Source organism: Jannaschia rubra (genome assembly GCF_001403735.1).
In the GTDB taxonomy this organism is placed as follows: domain Bacteria; phylum Pseudomonadota; class Alphaproteobacteria; order Rhodobacterales; family Rhodobacteraceae; genus Jannaschia; species Jannaschia rubra.
The window spans coordinates 222,106-238,978 of the sequence record NZ_CXPG01000014.1; the positions used below are offsets into that span (position 1 = coordinate 222,106).

A 16,873-nucleotide genomic window follows, 5' to 3' on the forward strand; every position below is an offset into this window, starting at 1 on the left:
CCGCCGCGACCGTCACCGGTCGAGGAAGGGATAGTCGATGTAGCCTTCCTCACCGCCGCCATAGAACGTGTCCTTGTCCTGTTCGTTCAAGGCAGCGCCGCGGCGGAAGCGTTCCGGCAGGTCGGGGTTGGCGATGAACGGGCGTCCGAAGGAGATGGCATCCGCCTGACCCGCCTCGATGGCCCCGGCCGCCGCCGTGGCGTCGTAGCCGCCGTTGCCGATGTAGATGCCGTCATGGCGGGCGCGCAGGCGCCGCAGCATCGCGCGGTCCTCCTCCGACGTGTCGTCGACGCCCGAGAACCCCTCCACGAGGTGCAGATAGGCCAGCTTCCGGGCGGACAGCATGTCGATCACCCCGGCAAAGAGGGCCTCCGGATCGCTGTCCGACATGTCGTTGGCCTCGCCCAGGGGCGAGAGGCGGACCCCGATGCGCGCAGGGTCGAAGACCTCGGAGACCCGGTCCAGCACCTCCGACAGCAGACGCATCCGGTTTTCGATGGCGCCGCCATAGTCGTCGTCGCGCCTGTTGACGCCGTCCTGAAGGAACTGATCCAGCAGATAGCCGTTCGCGGCATGCACTTCGACGCCGTCGAATCCCGCCGCCTTCGCGAAGCGCGCGGCCGTGCCGTAGTCGTCGATCGTCCGCGCGATCCCGTCCTTGTCCAGGGCCACCGGCTCCGAGCAATCCTCGAATCCGTTCGCGGTGAAGGTCTGCGCGTTCGCACGCACGGCACTGGAGGAGACCGGTTGCGCCCCTTCGGGCAGAAGCGACACATGGCTGATCCGACCCACGTGCCAGAGCTGCAGGACGATGCGCCCACCGGCTGCATGAACCGCATCCACGATCCGGGCCCATGCGTCGGCCTGTTTCTGCGTATGGATGCCGGGGGTGTCGATGTAACCCTTGCCCATCTCGCTGATCTGCGTGGCTTCGCTGATGATGAGGCCGGCGCTGGCCCGTTGGGCGTAATAGGTCTCGGCCATGGCCTTCGGCGTGCCGTCGGCTTCCGAGCGGTTGCGCGTCAGGGGCGCCATCAGGACCCGGTTGGGGAGCACGAGGTCGCCTGCGCGCAGCGGCTCGAACAGGATTGCGGTGTCGGTCATGAATGTGTTCCTTCGTTCCGTGATGTCGGTGTCGATCAGCTGGCGGGAGGGGTCATCGGGCCGGTCCGGGCGACGGCGGCGCGAAATCCCGGCTGCGCCTTGATGCGGTCCCAGTAGGCGGCGAGGACGGGGCGCTCCTGCAGGTGCCCCGTCAGGCCGAGAAGGGCGAGCATGTAGGACATCTGGATGTCGGCGAGCATCGGGGCCTCGCCCATCAGGAAGTCGCGGTCGGACAGCCGTCCTTCGATGTAGTCCAGATTGGCGGCAAGCTGCGCCTTCATCCTCGGGTCTTCCGGCGCCTCGTCCTTGCCCGCCATCCTGTCGAACACCGCCGACAGGATCGGCAGCGCGGCCGAGCTTTCGACGTAATCGAGCCATTCGCCATGTTCGAAGAAAGCCCGTGTTCCGGGTTCGGGCTCGAACCGGCCGTCGCCATGGGTGGCGTGGACATAGCGCAGGATGGCCGAGGATTCCGCGAGGACCATGCCATCGTCCTCGATCACCGGCGATTTGCCGAGGGGATGAACGGCCTTCAGGCTGTCGGGCGCACCGAACTCTTCGGTCCGGTCATAAAGGACAAGCTCGTGAGGGGTGTCCAGTTCCTGAAGAAGCCACTCCACCCGGATCGCGCGGGAATAGGCGAGACAATGCAGTTTCAGCATGATGTTTCCTTCGTATGGTAAGATCAGGCGCCGGGCGCATCCGACAGGTCGCGGCCCGTCGGCAGCCCGGACGGGGTCTTTTTGCAGATCTCGCGCAGCGCGGGTTTCAGCCCTTCCTCCAGGGTCGGATGGTAGAACGGCATCTCCAGAAGGTCGCTCGCGGTATCGCCGCGCTGGATGGCACGGATCAGCAGATGCGCCATGTGATCGGCGCCGGGGCAGAACAGCTCGGCCCCCGTCAGGCGCCCGTCGGGTGCCGCCCCGTAAAGGCGCACGAGCCCCTGCGCGCGCGCCTCGACCTTGGCGCGGCCCTGCTCGGCATAGGAAGCGCCGCCGACGATCGTCCCGTCGGTCGGTCCCTCGCCGAGGATGGCGAGCGGCGGATCGGTGAAGGTCAGGGTGAAGGGCGGCATGCGCTCGGGCGCGTCGACCGCGGGATACCGCGCCGCGTTGCGCCCCGCCACGGCGCCTTCGCTCGATGCCTCGTGAAGGACGGGCACATCCGCGTTCGCGTCGCCGGCGATGAAGACGGGCGCGTCGCCGCATCGCATCGTGGTGCGGTCGAAGACGGGCACGCCGTGGTCGTCGAGCTCCAGCCCGGCCGCATCGAGGCCGAGGCCATCGACATTCGGCGGACGGCCCGTGGCGACGAGAACGCGGTCGAAAAGACGCTCTCCTCCGGATGCGCCGGACCACGACAACCGGACGCGACCGTCCGCCGGTTCGGCCGAAACGTCGACGCCCAGGTGGAGCGACAGCTCGCCTCCGACGATCTTCGCCAGCACCGCCTGCACGTCGGGATCCTGCGCGCCGCCCAGGGTCTCGGACTGGTCGAACAGCGCCGTGTCGACCCCCAGCCGTGCCATGGCCTGCGCCAGTTCCAGCCCGATCGCGCCGCCGCCGACCACCGCAAGCGATCCCGGAAGGTCCTCCAGTTCGAACACGCTCTCGTTGGTGAGGGCGAGATCGCCGAGCCCCTCGAACGGCTCCGGCACGCTCGCATGGGAGCCGGTGGCGATCACGATCGCCCGCGCGCTCACCGTGTCGCCGTTGTCGAGAGCGAGCTCCGTCCGCGCCGTGAACCGCGCGCGGGCCATGATGCAGGTGCCGTCGGGCAGGTCGTCGAAGGAATCCCGCGTCGATTTCGCGAACTTGTCGCGCTCCTGCCGGACGCGGGCCATGACGGCGCGCCCGTCGACCGCGACATCCGACACCGATATGCCGAACACATCCGCTCCGCGCGCATCATGCGCGGCACCCGCCGCCGCGATGAGGAGCTTGGACGGCATGCACCCTGTCGTGGCACAGAGCGTGCCACGAAACGCCTCGTCGATCAGAAGGGTGCGCGCGCCCGCCCCGCGCGCGCTGCGTTCCGCGGCGATGCCGGCGGTCCCGGCCCCGATCACCGCGACGTCGGCGTCGTGATGCGTCACGACTTCGATCCGTTTTCCATGATGTAGATCGACTTGACGTTCACGAACTCCTTCATGCCGAAGCCACCATGCTCCCGCCCGTAGCCCGAGTTCTTCACACCGCCGAACGGCATGTTCGGGATGGCGATGTTGAACCCGTTGAGCGAGATCATGCCCGTATCGAACTGCTCCGCCGCCAGCTTGCGGGCATGGTCCTCGTCGCGGCAGAAGATCCCGCCGCCGAGGCCGTAGCGGCTGTCGTTGGCGATGCGCATGGCGTCCGCGTCGTCCTCGGCCCGGATGATCGAGGCGACGGGGCCGAAGAGCTCGTCGTCATAGGCGGGCTGGCCGGGCTTCACATCGACCAGCACGGTCGCGGGATAGTAGGCGCCCTTGCGGTCGGGCACCTCGCCCCCGACCACGGCCCGCGCGCCCTTCTCGACGCTTTCGTCCACCTGCGCCGCCAGCTTGTCGCGCAGATCGTCGCGCGCCATCGGGCCGAGGCCGGTTGCATCGTCCGTCGGATCGCCCATCCCGATGGCCTTCATCTTCTCGGCATAGCGCTCGACGAAGGCGTCGTGGTTCTTCGCCGTGACGATAAAGCGCTTGCCGTTCACGCAGGTCTGGCCGTTGTTGTAGATCCGCGCAGCCACGCAGGCATCGACGGCGACGTCGAGGTCCGCGTCGTCGAGGACGATGTAGGCGTCGTTTGACCCCAGTTCGAGCACGGTCTTCTTCAGCTGCTCCGCCGCCTTCTGACCCACGGTCCGGCCGGCGGTATCGCTGCCCGTCAGGGTCACGCCGCGCACCAGATCGTTCTCGATGATCAGATCGGACTGGTCGTGGTCGATGATGAGGACGGTGAACAGGTTCGCTGGCAGGCCCGCGCGCTCCATCAGATCGCGCAGGAACAGGCCCGACCCGGTGCAGTTCTCGGCATGCTTGAGAAGGATCCCGTTGCCGGCCATCAGGTTGGCGATGGCATAGCGCACGACCTGGTAGCAGGGGAAATTCCATGGCTGGATGCCGTAGATGACGCCCAGGGGCGCGTAATGGACGACGCCTTTGCCGCCGGGGATCTCGCGCTCCTCCTCGGCCAGCGCCTTGGGTCCGTTATCGGCGGTGAACTCGCAGATCTGGGTGCAGAGGTCGATCTCGTCGCGGCTGTCGCCGATCAGCTTGCCGACCTCGCGGGTCATGAGCTGGGCGAACTCCTCCTTGCTGTTCGCCAGTTCCTTGCCGATGGCGCGGATGATCCCGGCCCGCTCTTCGGCCGGGCGCTGCCGCCAGTCGAGAAACGCCTCGTGACACGCCTGCACGGCGTCTCGCGCCTCGTCGTTTGTCATGAGGGTGTAAGTCTCCAGAGTTTCCTCCGTCGCCGGGTTGATCGTGGTGATCTGGCTGGTCATGGATATCTCCGCACTGTCCGAAAGGATGTTCAGCGGGGACAACGCGGTCTTCGGGATCGGTGTTCCTTGCGAACAATCATCTTGTGCGCGATGCTTATCGAAGACATGATGCCGGACGCTCGTTCCGGGCGGCGCAAGTGCATGCCGATCCGCGCCGGAGCATCATCCCGGCTTCGGCCGGCAGGGCGCGGACAACCGAAGGGGCCGTCAAGTGACGACGAAGGAACATGCGGCGACCGATCTCGCGCTGGACCGGCAGCTCTGCTTTCCGCTTTACGCGGCATCCAACCTTCTGACCCGCCTCTACCGACAGGTTCTGGCGCCGCTCGATCTGACCTACCCGCAGTATCTCGTCATGCTGGTGCTTTGGGAAAGCTCCCCGCAGAGCATGGGCGGTCTCGGCGCGAAGCTGCACCTGGACAGCGGGACGCTCACCCCCCTCGTCAAGCGACTGGCGATCGCAGGTCTCGTCGAACGCACCCGAGATCCGGCCGACGAACGCCGGGTGCTGGTATCGCTGACCGACCGGGGAGATACACTCCGGACGATGGCCGCCGACGTGCCGCATCAGATGGTCGAAAGCCTGGCGATGGACCGGGGCGAACTCGAAGACCTGCGGGACATGTTGCAGCAGTTCGTTCAGGTCATGACGGCATCGGTCGCCGTAAAATCACCGGACGGTCGAACGCCCGACGGCTGTCGGCGGTCCGCCCGACCGGCATCCTGATCCTCCGCGGCCCGGCCCGCGTGGCCGGTTCGCTTGGCGATGGATTTCGCGGGCGACGCCCGCTAGGGGTGGATCCGACCTGTCAACGGAGCCGCACGCCATGTCCACAAGCCTGTTCGACCTGACCGGAAAGCGCGCCCTCGTCACCGGATCGTCGCAGGGCATCGGCCTCGCCCTCGCGCGCGGGATGGCCGAGGCGGGGGCCTCGCTGGTGCTGAACGGCCGCGGCGCGGACCGGCTGGAGGCGGCCGCGGCCACCCTGCGCGAGGCAGGCGCAAAGGTCGCCACCCTGCCCTTCGACGTCACCGACCACGAGGCCGCGCGCGCCGCCATTGACGGGTTCGAACGCGACACCGGCCCCATCGACATCCTGGTGAACAACGCGGGCATGCAGCACCGCACCCCGCTGGAGGACTTCCCCGCCGACGCCTTCGAGAAGCTGCTTCAGACCAACATCGCCTCGGTCTTCCACGTGGGTCAGGCGGTCGCGCGGCACATGATCGCGCGGGGGGCGGGCAAGATCGTCAACATCTGCTCGGTCCAGACGGCGCTGGCCCGCCCCGGCATCGCGCCCTACACCGCGACCAAGGGAGCGGTGGCGAACCTGACCAAGGGCATGGCGACCGATTGGGCGCGCCACGGGTTGCAGTGCAACGGGCTGGCGCCGGGTTACTTCGACACGCCGCTCAACAAGGCGCTGGTCGAGGATCCGAAGTTCAGCGACTGGCTCGCCAACCGCACTCCCGCCGGCCGCTGGGGCCGCGTCGAGGAACTGGTGGGTGCCTGCATCTTCCTGTCGTCGGAGGCGTCGAGCTTCGTCAACGGCACGGTCGTCTATGTCGACGGGGGCATCACCGCTTCGCTCTGACGGTCGGAACCCCGCCCCGCCCGCGCGTGTTCGCCCCGGACACCTCTGCGAAAAAGGGCCTGCGATGCGAACGACGCTGACGATCAACGGCGCGACCCATGACGTCGACGCCGATCCGCGCACGACGCTTCTGGACGCGCTGCGCAACCACCTCGGACTGACCGGCACGAAGAAGGGCTGCGACCACGGTCAATGCGGTGCCTGCACCGTCATCGCGGACGGCCGGCGCATCAACAGTTGCCTGACGCTGGCCTGCATGATGGACGGGGTCGAGATCACGACCATCGAGGGCCTGGGCGAACCCGGCGATCTGTTGCCGTTGCAGGACGCCTTCGTGCGCCACGACGGATACCAGTGCGGCTATTGCACGCCGGGGCAGATCTGTTCCGCCACCGCCATGCTGGACGAGGTGGCGCAGGGCTGGCCCAGCGTCGTCACCGACGACCTGACCGGCGACGCGTCGCTGACCGACGCGGAAATCGCGGAGCGGATGTCGGGCAATCTCTGCCGCTGCGCCGCCTATCCGAACATCGTCGACGCTATCAAGGATGCCGCGGACCGGACCGCGGACCAAAGGGAGGCCGCGGAATGACCCCCTTCGACTACGATCGCGCGACCGAGGTGACGCAGGCGATCGACGCCGGGCGTATCATCGCGGGCGGCACGAACCTTCTCGACCTGATGAAGCTGGGGGTCGAGACGCCGGACCGGCTGACCGACATCAACCGCCTGGACCTGAAGACCATCGAGGAACACCAGGGCGGGCTGCGGATCGGTGCGCTGGTCAGCAATTCCGACCTGGCCGCCGATGCCCGCGTGCGCCGCGACTGGCCCGTGCTGTCGCGCGCGCTACTCTCGGGGGCGAGCGGGCAACTCCGCAACATGGCGACGACCGGGGGGAACCTGCTGCAACGGACGCGGTGCTATTATTTCCAGGACGTCTCCTCGCCCTGCAACAAGCGCGATCCGGGATCGGGCTGCGCGGCGATGGGGGGTGCCACGCGGCTCCACGCCATCCTCGGCGGGTCCGAGCACTGCATCGCCACGCACCCGAGCGACATGGCCGTGGCCATGCAGGCGCTGGATGCCTCGGTCGAGATCGAGGGGCGCGACGGCGCCCGCACCGTGCCCCTGTCGCGCTTCTACCTGTTGCCCGGAGACCGGCCCGACATCGAGACGGAGCTCGAACCGGGCGAACTCATCACTGCCGTCACCCTGCCCCCGCCGCCGCCGGGGCGGCAGACCTATCGCAAGGTGCGCGACCGGGCGTCCTATGCCTTCGCGCTGGTCTCCGTCGCCGGGATCGTCGCCATGGAGGACGGCCGCATCGCCCAGGCCGCGCTGGCCTTCGGCGGCGTGGCCCCCCGCCCCTGGCGCGACCCGGAGGTGGAAACCGCCCTGGCCGGGCGAGAGCCCACGGCCGAGACCTTCGACGCCGCCGCCGACATCCTGTTGCGCGACGCGGAAGGCCATGGCGGCAACGACTTCAAGATCCCGCTGCTGCGCCGCACCCTGCGCGCGGTGCTGACCGACCTGACGACGGAGGGCTGAGCCATGACGATCCACACCCGGATGGACGACGCCGACCGCCGCAACCGCCTCGACGATATGGCGCAGGGGGTGCTGTCCACCGCGATGGACCGGCCCGACGGCCCGCTCAAGGTCTCCGGCCGCGCGCCCTATGCCCATGAGGTTCAGCCCGAGGGGATGCTCCACGGCGTCTTCGTACGCGCGCCCCGCATCGGTCGGGTCGTATCGCTGGACGATGCCGCCGCCCGCGCGATGGATGGCGTCGAGACCGTCGTGACCGACGACCGCCTGCTGCGGAACCCCGCGCAGGGCACCGCGAACGAGGCGCCGGTGCAGGGCCCGCGGGAGGTGTTCTACGTGGGCCAGCCCATCGCGCTGGTCGTGGCGCGCACCTTCGAGACGGCGCGCGCCGCCGCCCTGTCGGTCGGGGTCGAGATCGCGGACGCCGAGCGTGCGCCGGTCGCGCCGCAGGACTACGACTCGCCCGACAAGAAGCAGTCGAGCCAGGGCGATCTGGACGCCGCCATGCGCGACGCCGCCGTCACCGTCGACCGGATGTATACCACTCCCGCCCACAGCTCCGCCCCGATGGAGCCCCATGCGGCCATCGCCGAGTGGGACGGCGATCGCCTGACGCTGCGCGGGTCGCTGCAGATGCTCAAGTTCAACCGCAACGAGCTGGCGGATTCGCTCGGGATCGACCCGAAAAACCTCCGCATCCTGTCGCCCTATGTCGGCGGGGGCTTCGGGTCGAAGCTGGGCGTGGCACCCGAAGCCGTGGCCGCCGCGATCGCCGCGCAGGAGACGGGGCGCCCCGTCGGCGTGGCGCTCAGCCGCCAGCAGGTGTTCGAGGCGACGATGCGCCGCTCCGAAACCCGCCAGCGCGTGCGCCTCGCCGCCGATGCCGAAGGTCGCCTGACCGGCATCGGCCACGACGCCTGGGTGTCGAACCTGCCCGACGAGTCGTATTCGGAGCCGGTGACGCAGGCCACACCGTTCACCTATCGGGGCGAGAACCGTGTCATCGGCCACCACGTCGCCCGCGTCAGCCGGACCTGCGCCGGATCTGTGCGCGCGCCGGGCGAGGCGGTGGGCATCACCGTGTTCGAGATCGCCATGGACGAACTGGCCCATGCGGCGGGCATCGACCCGGTGGAACTGCGCCGCCGCAATATCCCCGACCGCGACCCGACCAAGGACATCCCCTTCTCGTCGAACATGCTGGCGCAGGCGCTGGACGCGGGCGCGGCGGCCTTCGGCTGGGACGACAGCCGCCCTGCCCCCGGCAGCCGGCGCGAGGGCGAGTGGATGATCGGTCAGGGCATGGCGAGCGCCGTGCGCGTCAACAACCTGGCCGAAGCCAAGGCCCGCGTCACGCTGAACCCGGACGGGACCGCCCTGGTCGAGACGGACATGACCGACATCGGCACCGGCAGCTATGCCATCCTGACGCAGATCGCGGCCGAGATGCTGGGTCTGCCGCCCGAACGGGTCGAGGTGCGGCTGGGCGATACCGACCTGCCGCCGGGCTCGGGGTCGGGCGGATCGGTCGGGGCCTCCTCCTCCGGCTCCGCCGTCTTTCTGGCCTGCCAGGGCGTGCGCGAGCGCCTGGCCGAAGCCATGGGCGTGGCCGAGACGGACCTGACGCTGAAGGACGGACAGGCCATCGCCGACAACCGTTCGACGCCCCTCGGCGACGTGATCGACGGGCCTGTCGAGGCGTTGGGCCACATCGAACCCGGCAAGACCTCCAAGGCCGTGCGGCAGGCGACCTGGGGCGCCTATTTCGCCGAGGTCGCGGTCAATTCCGTGACCGGCGAGACGCGTGTGCGGCGGATGCACGGCACCTTTGCCGCCGGGCGCATCCTGAACGCCAAGACGGCGCGGTCGCAGTGCCTGGGCGGCATGACGTTCGGCATCGGCATGGCGCTGACCGAGGAGTTGATGCACGACGCGCGCGACGGCCATGTCGTCAACCGGGACCTGGCCGAATACCACATCCCGGTGAACGCCGACGTGCCGCAGATCACCGTCGAGCTTCTGATGGAGGAGCGCGACCCCTGGACCAACCCGATGCAGGCCAAGGGCATCGGGGAGCTGGGCATCTGCGGCGCGGCGGCGGCCATCGTCAACGCCATCCACCAGGCGACCGGGGTGCGGGTGCGCGACCTGCCCGCGACGCTCGACAAGGTGATGGCGGGGCTGGAGGACTGATCCGGGCCGATGTTTCGCATGCGAAACATAGCCTGATATGCAATTCCGGCGGGGGTTATTTCCCCGCCGGATCCGTGCTTTGGGCGGCACCGTCATCGGGCCGTGCCCCGGCGCGGCGGGCGCGGATCGAGGTGCCGAAGGCCTGACGGAAGGCGCGGCCCAGCACCGGCGCGCTGGAAAAGCCGCAGCGGACCGCGATCTCCTGCACCGAAAGCTGGCTGTCGCGGGCCAGCCGGTCGGCGCGCAGCAGCCGCTGCCACCGGACATAGGCCGCGGGCGAGGTGCCGAGGCCGTCGTGGAACATCCGCTCCAGCGCGCGGCGCGACAGGCCGTGGTCGCGGGCGAGGCCGGCGACGGTCAGGCGATCCTCGATCTTGACGTCGATGTGGCGCAGCACCGTGCGGAGGCGCGCGGGCAGAAGAAGGCCCATGGAGGTCTCGTCGGTGCGCCAGGGGCCGAACAGGCGCTCGACCTCCTGCTGGACGTGGGCGTCGGTGCGCGCGGCGACGAGTTCCAGCATGACCGCCAGCGTGCCCTCGGCCGATCCGGTGGTGATGTGGTCGCCCTCGACCACGAAGTCGCGGGTCAGGACGTCGATGTCGGGGAAGGTCTCGGCGAAGCGGTCCGTCTCGTGCCAATGGATCGTGGCGCGGCGGCCCGAGAGCATCCCCGCCTCGGCCAGCACCCAGGCGCCGGTGTCGCAGCCCATGATCCGCGCGACGCGCCCGCTGACCTGACGCAACTGCGCCAGAAGGTCGGGGCCGGCGAGGGCGTCGAAGTCGTATCCCGCCACGATCGCCAGCAGGTCGGTGCGGTCCGGCAGGTCGGCCAGCGCCCCGTCCACCGCCACCCGCAGCCCGGAGGACGAGGTCGCCACACCCCCGTCGAGCGTGCAGGTCCACCAGTCGAAGGCGTCCGTCCCCGCGATGGCCGCCGCGGCGCGCAGCGGCTCCATCGCGTGCGACAGGACCATGTTGGAAAAGCCGTCGAACAGCAGGAAGGCGGCGGTGAACGGCGAAGTTGGCGGGATTCGTCCCATGGATGACGCATAACGCAAGATGTGATCGCATCCAGCCCCCTATCGTGAACGACATCAAACCAAATCGCGGAGCTGCGTCGTCATGAGAACATCGGCTTTCATCACCTGTGCCGTGACCGGGTCCGGCCAGAGCCACACGAAAAGCGACAAGGTTCCCGTGACCCCGGCCGAGATCGCCCGCGCCTGCATCGAGGCGGCGGAGGCCGGCGCGGCCATCGCCCACTGCCACGTCCGCGACCCGGGGACCGGCGCGCCGTCGCGCGACCCGGCGCTGTATCGCGAGGTGGTGGAGCGGGTGCGCGAAAGCGGCACCGACGTCATCCTGAACCTGACGGCGGGAATGGGCGGCGACATCGTCCTGGGCTCGCCCGAAGCGCCGCTGCCGCTGAACGTTGACGGCACCGACCTCGTGGGCGCGACCGAGCGGCTGGTCCATGTCGAGGAGCTTCGCCCCGAGATCTGCACCCTCGATTGCGGAACGATGAACTTCGCCGAGGCCGACTACGTCATGACCAACACGCCGGGCACCCTGCGGGCCATGGCGCGACGCATCCGCGACGCCGGCGTGAAGCCCGAGATCGAGGTCTTCGACCTGGGCCACCTGTGGCTGGCGCGCACCCTGGTCGAAGAGGGGCTGATCGACGACCCGGTGCTGATCCAGCTTTGCATGGGCATCCCCTTCGGCGCGTCGAACGACCCCAATTCGCTGATGGCGATGGTCAACAACATTCCCGCCGGCTGGACCTATTCGATGTTCTCGATCGGGCGCATGCAATTGCCATACGTGGCGCAGGCCGTTCTGGCCGGCGGCAACGTGCGCGTGGGGCTGGAGGACAACATCTGGCTGGAGAAGGGCATCAAGGCGTCGAACGGCGATCTGGTGGAACGGGCGGCCACCATCCTGTCGGCGATGAACGTGACCCTGCAGGGCCCGGCCGAGGTGCGCGAGATGCTGAACCTGCGCCGCCCTGCCTGACCGTGACATTGAAGGAGAGAGACCAATGGCCTTTGAACTCAACAGACGAAGCTTCCTTGCCACCGGAACCGCGGGGGCCGCGCTGATCGGCCTGCCGGGAACCCTGCGCGCGCAGGAGAGCACGCCGAAGGTGGGCGGCAGCCTGCGGATCGGTCATTCGGGGGGCGCCACGTCGGACACGCTCGACCCCGCGACCTTCGCCGCGGGGCCCGTCGTGACCGCGATGCTGGCCATCTGCAACAATTTGATGGAGATCGACGAGGAAGGTCAGGCGATCCCCGAACTCGCCCAGAGCTTCGAGCCTTCGGCGGATGCGAAGACCTGGACCGCGACGCTGCGGCCCGATGCGGTCTTCTCCAACGGGCAGAAGCTGCGGGCGGCGGACGTCATCGCCTCCTACAACCATCACCGGGGCGAGGAGACGAAATCGGGTGCGAAGGACCTGCTCAAGCAGATCGCCGAGATGCGCGCCGACGGCGACGGGACGGTGGTCTTCGAACTGACCGGTCCCAACGCGGACTTCCCCTTCGTCGCGGCCGACTATCACCTCGTCATCCAGCCCGACCAGGGCGACGGAACGATCGACTGGGCCAACCCCGTGGGCACCGGCGGCTATGTCCTGGAGGATCACGAACCCGGCGTGCGGCTGAACCTGCGGCGGCGCGACGACTACTGGAAGGCGGACCGTGCCTGGTTCGAGGATGTGGAGCTTCGCACCATCAACGACCCCACCGCGCGTCAGAACGCGCTGGTCACGGGCGAGGTGGATGCGATCAACGGCGTGGACACGAAGACCGTCCACCTGCTGTCCCGGCGGCCCGGCATCCAGCTGATCGAGACGGTGTCGTCGTCGCATTTTCCCATGCCGATGATGTGCGACACCGCGCCCTTCGACGACAACAACGTCCGCATGGCGCTGAAGCATGCGATCAACCGCGAGGAACTGGTCGAGAAGGTGCTGCGCGGCCACGGCGCCGTGGGCAACGACCAGCCCATCGGCCCCGCCTACCGCTTTCACGACCCGGATCTGGAGCAGCGGGTCTATGACCCCGACCGGGCGCGGCACTACCTGAAGGAGGCGGGGCAGGAGAACCTGAAGGTCACGCTGCACACGTCGAACGCGCCCCATTCGGGCGGCGTCGACATGGCGATCCTGTTCAAGGAACACGCCGCCGCCGCGGGCATCGAGATCGACGTGCGCCGCGAGCCGGAGGACGGCTACTGGTCGAACGTCTGGCTGAAGAAGCCGTTCTGCCAGAGCTACTGGAACGGGCGGCCCACGGCGGACTGGATGTTCACCATGGTCTATGCCGCCGGCGCGGAGTGGAACGAGAGCCGCTGGACCAACGAGCGGTTCAACGAGCTGCTGTTGCAGGCGCGGGCCGAACTGGACCAGGGCAAGCGGGCCGAGATGTACGCCGAGATGCAGCGCATCGTCCGCGACGATTCGGGCGAGATCATCCCGATGTTCGGCAACTTCATCGACGGCGCCAACGACAAGGTGGCGCATGGCAAGGTGGCGCCGAACCGCTTTCTCGACGGCTGGAAATGCGTCGAGCGGTGGTGGGCCGCCTGATCCCGCCAAGGGGGCCGGATATCCGGCCCCGCGACGTAGCGAACCTGAGGGAGACGACATGACGGAACGCCTGAAGATGGCCGCGGTCGGCGGCGGAGTGATCGGCGGCGGCTGGATCGCGCGGTTCCTGCTGAGCGGGCATGACGTCGCGGTCTTCGACCCCCATCCGGACGCCCGACGCATCATCGGCGACGTGATCGCCGGAGCCGAGCGCGCCTGGCACCGCCTGTTCGACCAGCCCCTGCCGCCGCGCGGAACGCTGACGTTCCACGACGGGCTGGAGGCGGCGGTCGCGGGCGCCGACTGGGTGCAGGAGAGCGTGCCCGAGACGCTGGAGATCAAGCACGCCGTCCTGTCGGCCATCGCCGGGGCCGCGCCCGCCCATGCGCTGATCGGGTCGTCGACGTCGGGCTTCAAGCCGTCGGACCTGCACGCGGGCATCGCGAAGCCCGCGCGCGTCTTCGTGGCCCATCCGTTCAACCCCGTCTACCTGCTGCCGCTGGTGGAACTGGTCGCGGGGCCCGCCAACGACGACGGCATCCTGGAGGATGCGGAGCGCGTGCTTGCCCGCGTCGGCATGAAGGGCCTGAAGGTCCGCGCCGAGATCGACGCCCATATCGCCGACCGGCTGCTGGAGGCCGTCTGGCGCGAGGGGCTGTGGCTCGTCAACGACGGCATCGCGACGACCGCCGAGATCGACGACGCGATCCGCTATGGCTTCGGCCTGCGGTGGGCGCAGATGGGTCTGTTCGAGACCTATCGCATCGCCGGCGGCGAGGCGGGAATGACCCACTTCATCGAGCAGTTCGGCCCGGCGCTGAAATGGCCCTGGACCAAGCTGATGGACGTGCCCGAGCTGACGCCCGAGCTGGCCGCCGAGATCGGGCGCCAGTCGGACGAACAGTCGGGCCTGCACGACCTGCGGACGCTGGAACGCATCCGCGACGACAACCTGGTGGGGTTCCTGCGCGTGCTGCGCGAGAACGACTGGGGCGCGGGGCAGTCCGTGGCCGAGATGTCCGAGACCCTGCGCGGAGTCGTGGACGATGCCCCCCGGGCCGACACCACGCCCCTGCGCCTGCATGAGGTGACGGTTCCGCAAAGTTGGCTCGACTACAACGGCCACATGACGGAGCACCGCTATCTTCAGGTGATGGGCGACGCGACCGACGCCTTCCTGGCGCATGTGGGCATGGATGCCGGATATCGCGCCGCGGGCCGGTCGGTCTATACCGTCGAGACCCACATCCGCCATCTGGACGAGGTGGCCGGCGACGCGCGGCTGGCGGTCGAGACGCTGGTGCTGGGCGCGGACGCGAAGCGCCTGCGGCTGTTCCACCGCATCCTCGACGGGGAGCGGGTGGTGGCCACGGGCGAGCACATGCTGATGCACGTGGACACCGCGGCCGGCCGCGCGAGCCCCTTCGACGCGCCGCTTTCCGACCGGATCGCGGCCCTCGCCGCCCGCCATTCGGCCGAGCCCCTGCCCGATGGCGCGGGCGGCGCGATCCGCGCCATCGCCCGCGCGCCCGCCGCCGCGGAGGCCCGCGGATGAGTCCCATCGTCCGCATGATCCTGGGGCGCCTTGCCCTGGGCCTTCTGTCGCTGGTGCTGGTCTCGCTCGTCATCTTCATGGCGGTCGAGCTTCTGCCCGGCGACATCGCGCAGGAGGTTCTGGGCCAGTCGGCCACGCCCGAGACGGTGGCGGCCTTCCGCGCGGAACTGGGCCTCGATCAGGCCGCGCCCATCCGGTACGTGCATTGGCTGGGCGGCGTGCTGACGGGCGATCTGGGCAATTCGCTGGCCACGGGGCGCGACATCGGGTCGATGATCGTGGACCGCTTCGGCAAGACGCTGTTCCTCGCGGGCTATGCTGCCGCCATCTCGGTGCCGCTGGCGGTGACGCTGGGCATCCTGGCCGCACTCTACCGCAATTCGATCTTCGACCGCATCGTCAACGTCGCCACGCTGAGCTCGATCAGCTTTCCCGAGTATTTCGTGGCCTACATCCTGATCCTGCTGCTTTCGATCAACACGCCGGTCTTTCCGTCGATCGCCGACTTCGGGCGCGACCCGTCGCTGGGCGACATGCTCTATCGCACGTTCCTTCCCGCGATGACGCTGGTGCTGGTGGTGACGGCGCACATGATGCGGATGACGCGCGCGTCGATCATCAACCTGATGGCGCAGCCCTATATCGAGATGGCCCGCCTGAAGGGTGTGGGCCCCGCCCGCGTGATCCTGCGGCACGCGCTGCCCAACGCGCTGGCGCCCATCATCAACGTCGTGGCGCTGAACCTCGCCTACCTCATCACCGGGGTGGTCATCGTCGAGGTGGTCTTCGTCTATCCGGGGCTGGGCCAGCTCATGGTGGACAGCGTGGCCAAGCGCGACATCACCGTGGTGCAGGGCTGCTGCCTGGTCTTCGCGGGCATCTACATCCTGCTGAACCTGCTGGCGGACGTCCTGTCGATCGCGACCAACCCGCAGCTTCTGCACCGCAAATGAGGGGGACGACGATGCGAACGCTCCGACTTCTGTCATCCGCCCCGCCGACCGCGCTGTTCGGCATGACGGTCATCGCGCTCTATGCCCTCGTGGTGATCCTGGCGCCCTGGATCGCGCCCCACGGCCAGACCGAGATCGTCGGGCTGGAGTTCGAGCCCTGGGGCGGCGACTACGTCCTCGGGACGGACAACCTGGGGCGGGACATGCTGTCGCGGATGATCTACGGCATCCGTAATTCCGTCACCATCGCGCTGCTGACGACGCTCCTGTCCTTCGCGCTCGGCTCGGTCCTCGGGCTTCTCGCGGCGACGCTGGGGGGCTGGATCGACCAGGTCCTGTCGCGGCTGGTGGACGTGCTGATGGCCATTCCGGCGATCCTGTTCGCGCTGCTTTTGCTGACGATCACGGGCACGGGCATCGCGCAGATGATCGCCATCATCGCGGTGCTTGAGGCGACGCGCGTGTTCCGCCTGACGCGAGCCACGGCGATGAACGTCTCGGTCATGGATTTCGTCGAGGCCGCGCGCCTGCGGGGCGAGGGCACGGGCTGGATCATCCGGCGCGAGATCCTGCCCAACATCACCTCGCCCCTGATCGCCGAGTTCGGGTTGCGGTTCTGCTTCGTCTTCCTCGCCATCTCTGCGCTGTCGTTCCTGGGGCTGGGCATCCAGCCCCCCACGGCGGACCTCGGGGCGATGGTGCGCGACAATGCGGCGCTCATCACCTTCGGAGACATGGTGCCCCTGCTGCCGGCGGCGGCCATCGCGCTGCTGACGATCGCGGTGAACTTCGTCGTGGACTGGATGCTGCACCGCGCATCCGGCCTGAAATCGTGAAGGGAGGCGCCG

General features: G+C 68.7%; 15 protein-coding genes. 10 read left to right on the forward strand and 5 right to left on the reverse strand.

What is annotated here, in order from left to right; genetic code table 11:
• Positions 1 to 12 precede the first annotated feature (12 nt).
• Genes JAN5088_RS07035 through JAN5088_RS07050 form a run of 4 tightly spaced genes read right to left on the reverse strand, consistent with a single transcriptional unit; the run spans position 13 to position 4,587 of the window.
• Positions 13 to 1,104, reverse strand: a complete 1,092-nt coding sequence (locus JAN5088_RS07035; RefSeq protein WP_055682095.1) for an alkene reductase — start codon at positions 1,102 to 1,104, stop codon at positions 13 to 15.
• A 35-nt stretch (positions 1,105 to 1,139) separates the two neighbouring features.
• Positions 1,140 to 1,766 (reverse strand): glutathione S-transferase family protein, encoded by a 627-nt coding sequence (locus tag JAN5088_RS07040; protein WP_055682096.1) that lies wholly within the window; start codon positions 1,764 to 1,766, stop codon positions 1,140 to 1,142.
• A 23-nt stretch (positions 1,767 to 1,789) separates the two neighbouring features.
• Positions 1,790 to 3,199 (reverse strand): dihydrolipoyl dehydrogenase, encoded by a 1,410-nt coding sequence (locus JAN5088_RS07045; protein WP_055682097.1) that lies wholly within the window; start codon positions 3,197 to 3,199, stop codon positions 1,790 to 1,792.
• Positions 3,196 to 4,587, reverse strand: coding sequence for an NAD-dependent succinate-semialdehyde dehydrogenase (locus JAN5088_RS07050; RefSeq protein ID WP_055682257.1), 1,392 nt, complete (start codon positions 4,585 to 4,587; stop codon positions 3,196 to 3,198). Before JAN5088_RS07050 ends, JAN5088_RS07045 begins: the two co-directional genes overlap by 4 nt.
• 211 nt (positions 4,588 to 4,798) lie before the next feature.
• Here JAN5088_RS07050 and JAN5088_RS19540 point away from each other — a divergent pair, with 211 nt between their 5' ends.
• The 5 genes from JAN5088_RS19540 to JAN5088_RS07075 all read left to right on the forward strand — a co-directional run bounded on the left by JAN5088_RS19540 (position 4,799) and on the right by JAN5088_RS07075 (position 9,926).
• On the forward strand, positions 4,799 to 5,314 hold the full coding sequence (locus JAN5088_RS19540; RefSeq protein WP_055682098.1) for a MarR family winged helix-turn-helix transcriptional regulator: 516 nt from the start codon (positions 4,799 to 4,801) through the stop codon (positions 5,312 to 5,314).
• 100 nt (positions 5,315 to 5,414) lie between these two features.
• Positions 5,415 to 6,182, forward strand: coding sequence for an SDR family oxidoreductase (locus JAN5088_RS07060; protein WP_055682099.1), 768 nt, complete (start codon positions 5,415 to 5,417; stop codon positions 6,180 to 6,182).
• A 64-nt stretch (positions 6,183 to 6,246) separates the two neighbouring features.
• On the forward strand, positions 6,247 to 6,774 hold the full coding sequence (locus JAN5088_RS07065) for a 2Fe-2S iron-sulfur cluster-binding protein (RefSeq protein WP_074962399.1): 528 nt from the start codon (positions 6,247 to 6,249) through the stop codon (positions 6,772 to 6,774).
• Complete coding sequence (locus JAN5088_RS07070) at positions 6,771 to 7,733, forward strand: FAD binding domain-containing protein (RefSeq protein ID WP_055682101.1); 963 nt, start codon at positions 6,771 to 6,773, stop codon at positions 7,731 to 7,733. Before JAN5088_RS07065 ends, JAN5088_RS07070 begins: the two co-directional genes overlap by 4 nt.
• 3 nt (positions 7,734 to 7,736) lie before the next feature.
• On the forward strand, positions 7,737 to 9,926 hold the full coding sequence (locus JAN5088_RS07075) for a xanthine dehydrogenase family protein molybdopterin-binding subunit (RefSeq protein WP_055682102.1): 2,190 nt from the start codon (positions 7,737 to 7,739) through the stop codon (positions 9,924 to 9,926).
• Positions 9,927 to 9,981: 55 nt separating this feature from the next.
• Here the strand turns inward: JAN5088_RS07075 and JAN5088_RS07080 are convergent, their stop codons facing one another.
• Positions 9,982 to 10,965 carry a GlxA family transcriptional regulator gene (locus JAN5088_RS07080; protein WP_055682103.1) on the reverse strand — a complete coding sequence of 328 codons (984 nt, stop codon included), beginning with the start codon at positions 10,963 to 10,965 and terminating at the stop codon, positions 9,982 to 9,984.
• Positions 10,966 to 11,047: 82 nt separating this feature from the next.
• Here JAN5088_RS07080 and JAN5088_RS07085 point away from each other — a divergent pair, with 82 nt between their 5' ends.
• From JAN5088_RS07085 to JAN5088_RS07105, 5 genes are read left to right on the forward strand one after another with little or no spacing between them, the layout of a single operon-like run.
• Positions 11,048 to 11,941, forward strand: a complete 894-nt coding sequence (locus tag JAN5088_RS07085) for a beta-keto acid cleavage family enzyme (protein ID WP_055682104.1) — start codon at positions 11,048 to 11,050, stop codon at positions 11,939 to 11,941.
• Between the two features lie 25 nt (positions 11,942 to 11,966).
• Complete coding sequence (locus tag JAN5088_RS07090) at positions 11,967 to 13,517, forward strand: ABC transporter substrate-binding protein (protein ID WP_055682105.1); 1,551 nt, start codon at positions 11,967 to 11,969, stop codon at positions 13,515 to 13,517.
• A 58-nt stretch (positions 13,518 to 13,575) separates the two neighbouring features.
• Positions 13,576 to 15,072, forward strand: a complete 1,497-nt coding sequence (locus JAN5088_RS07095; RefSeq protein WP_177220040.1) for a carnitine 3-dehydrogenase — start codon at positions 13,576 to 13,578, stop codon at positions 15,070 to 15,072.
• Positions 15,069 to 16,025, forward strand: a complete 957-nt coding sequence (locus tag JAN5088_RS07100; protein WP_055682106.1) for an ABC transporter permease — start codon at positions 15,069 to 15,071, stop codon at positions 16,023 to 16,025. The genes JAN5088_RS07095 and JAN5088_RS07100 overlap by 4 nt, the downstream gene beginning before the upstream one ends.
• 11 nt (positions 16,026 to 16,036) lie before the next feature.
• Positions 16,037 to 16,861, forward strand: a complete 825-nt coding sequence (locus JAN5088_RS07105; protein WP_055682107.1) for an ABC transporter permease — start codon at positions 16,037 to 16,039, stop codon at positions 16,859 to 16,861.
• The last annotated feature ends 12 nt before the right edge of the window (positions 16,862 to 16,873 follow it).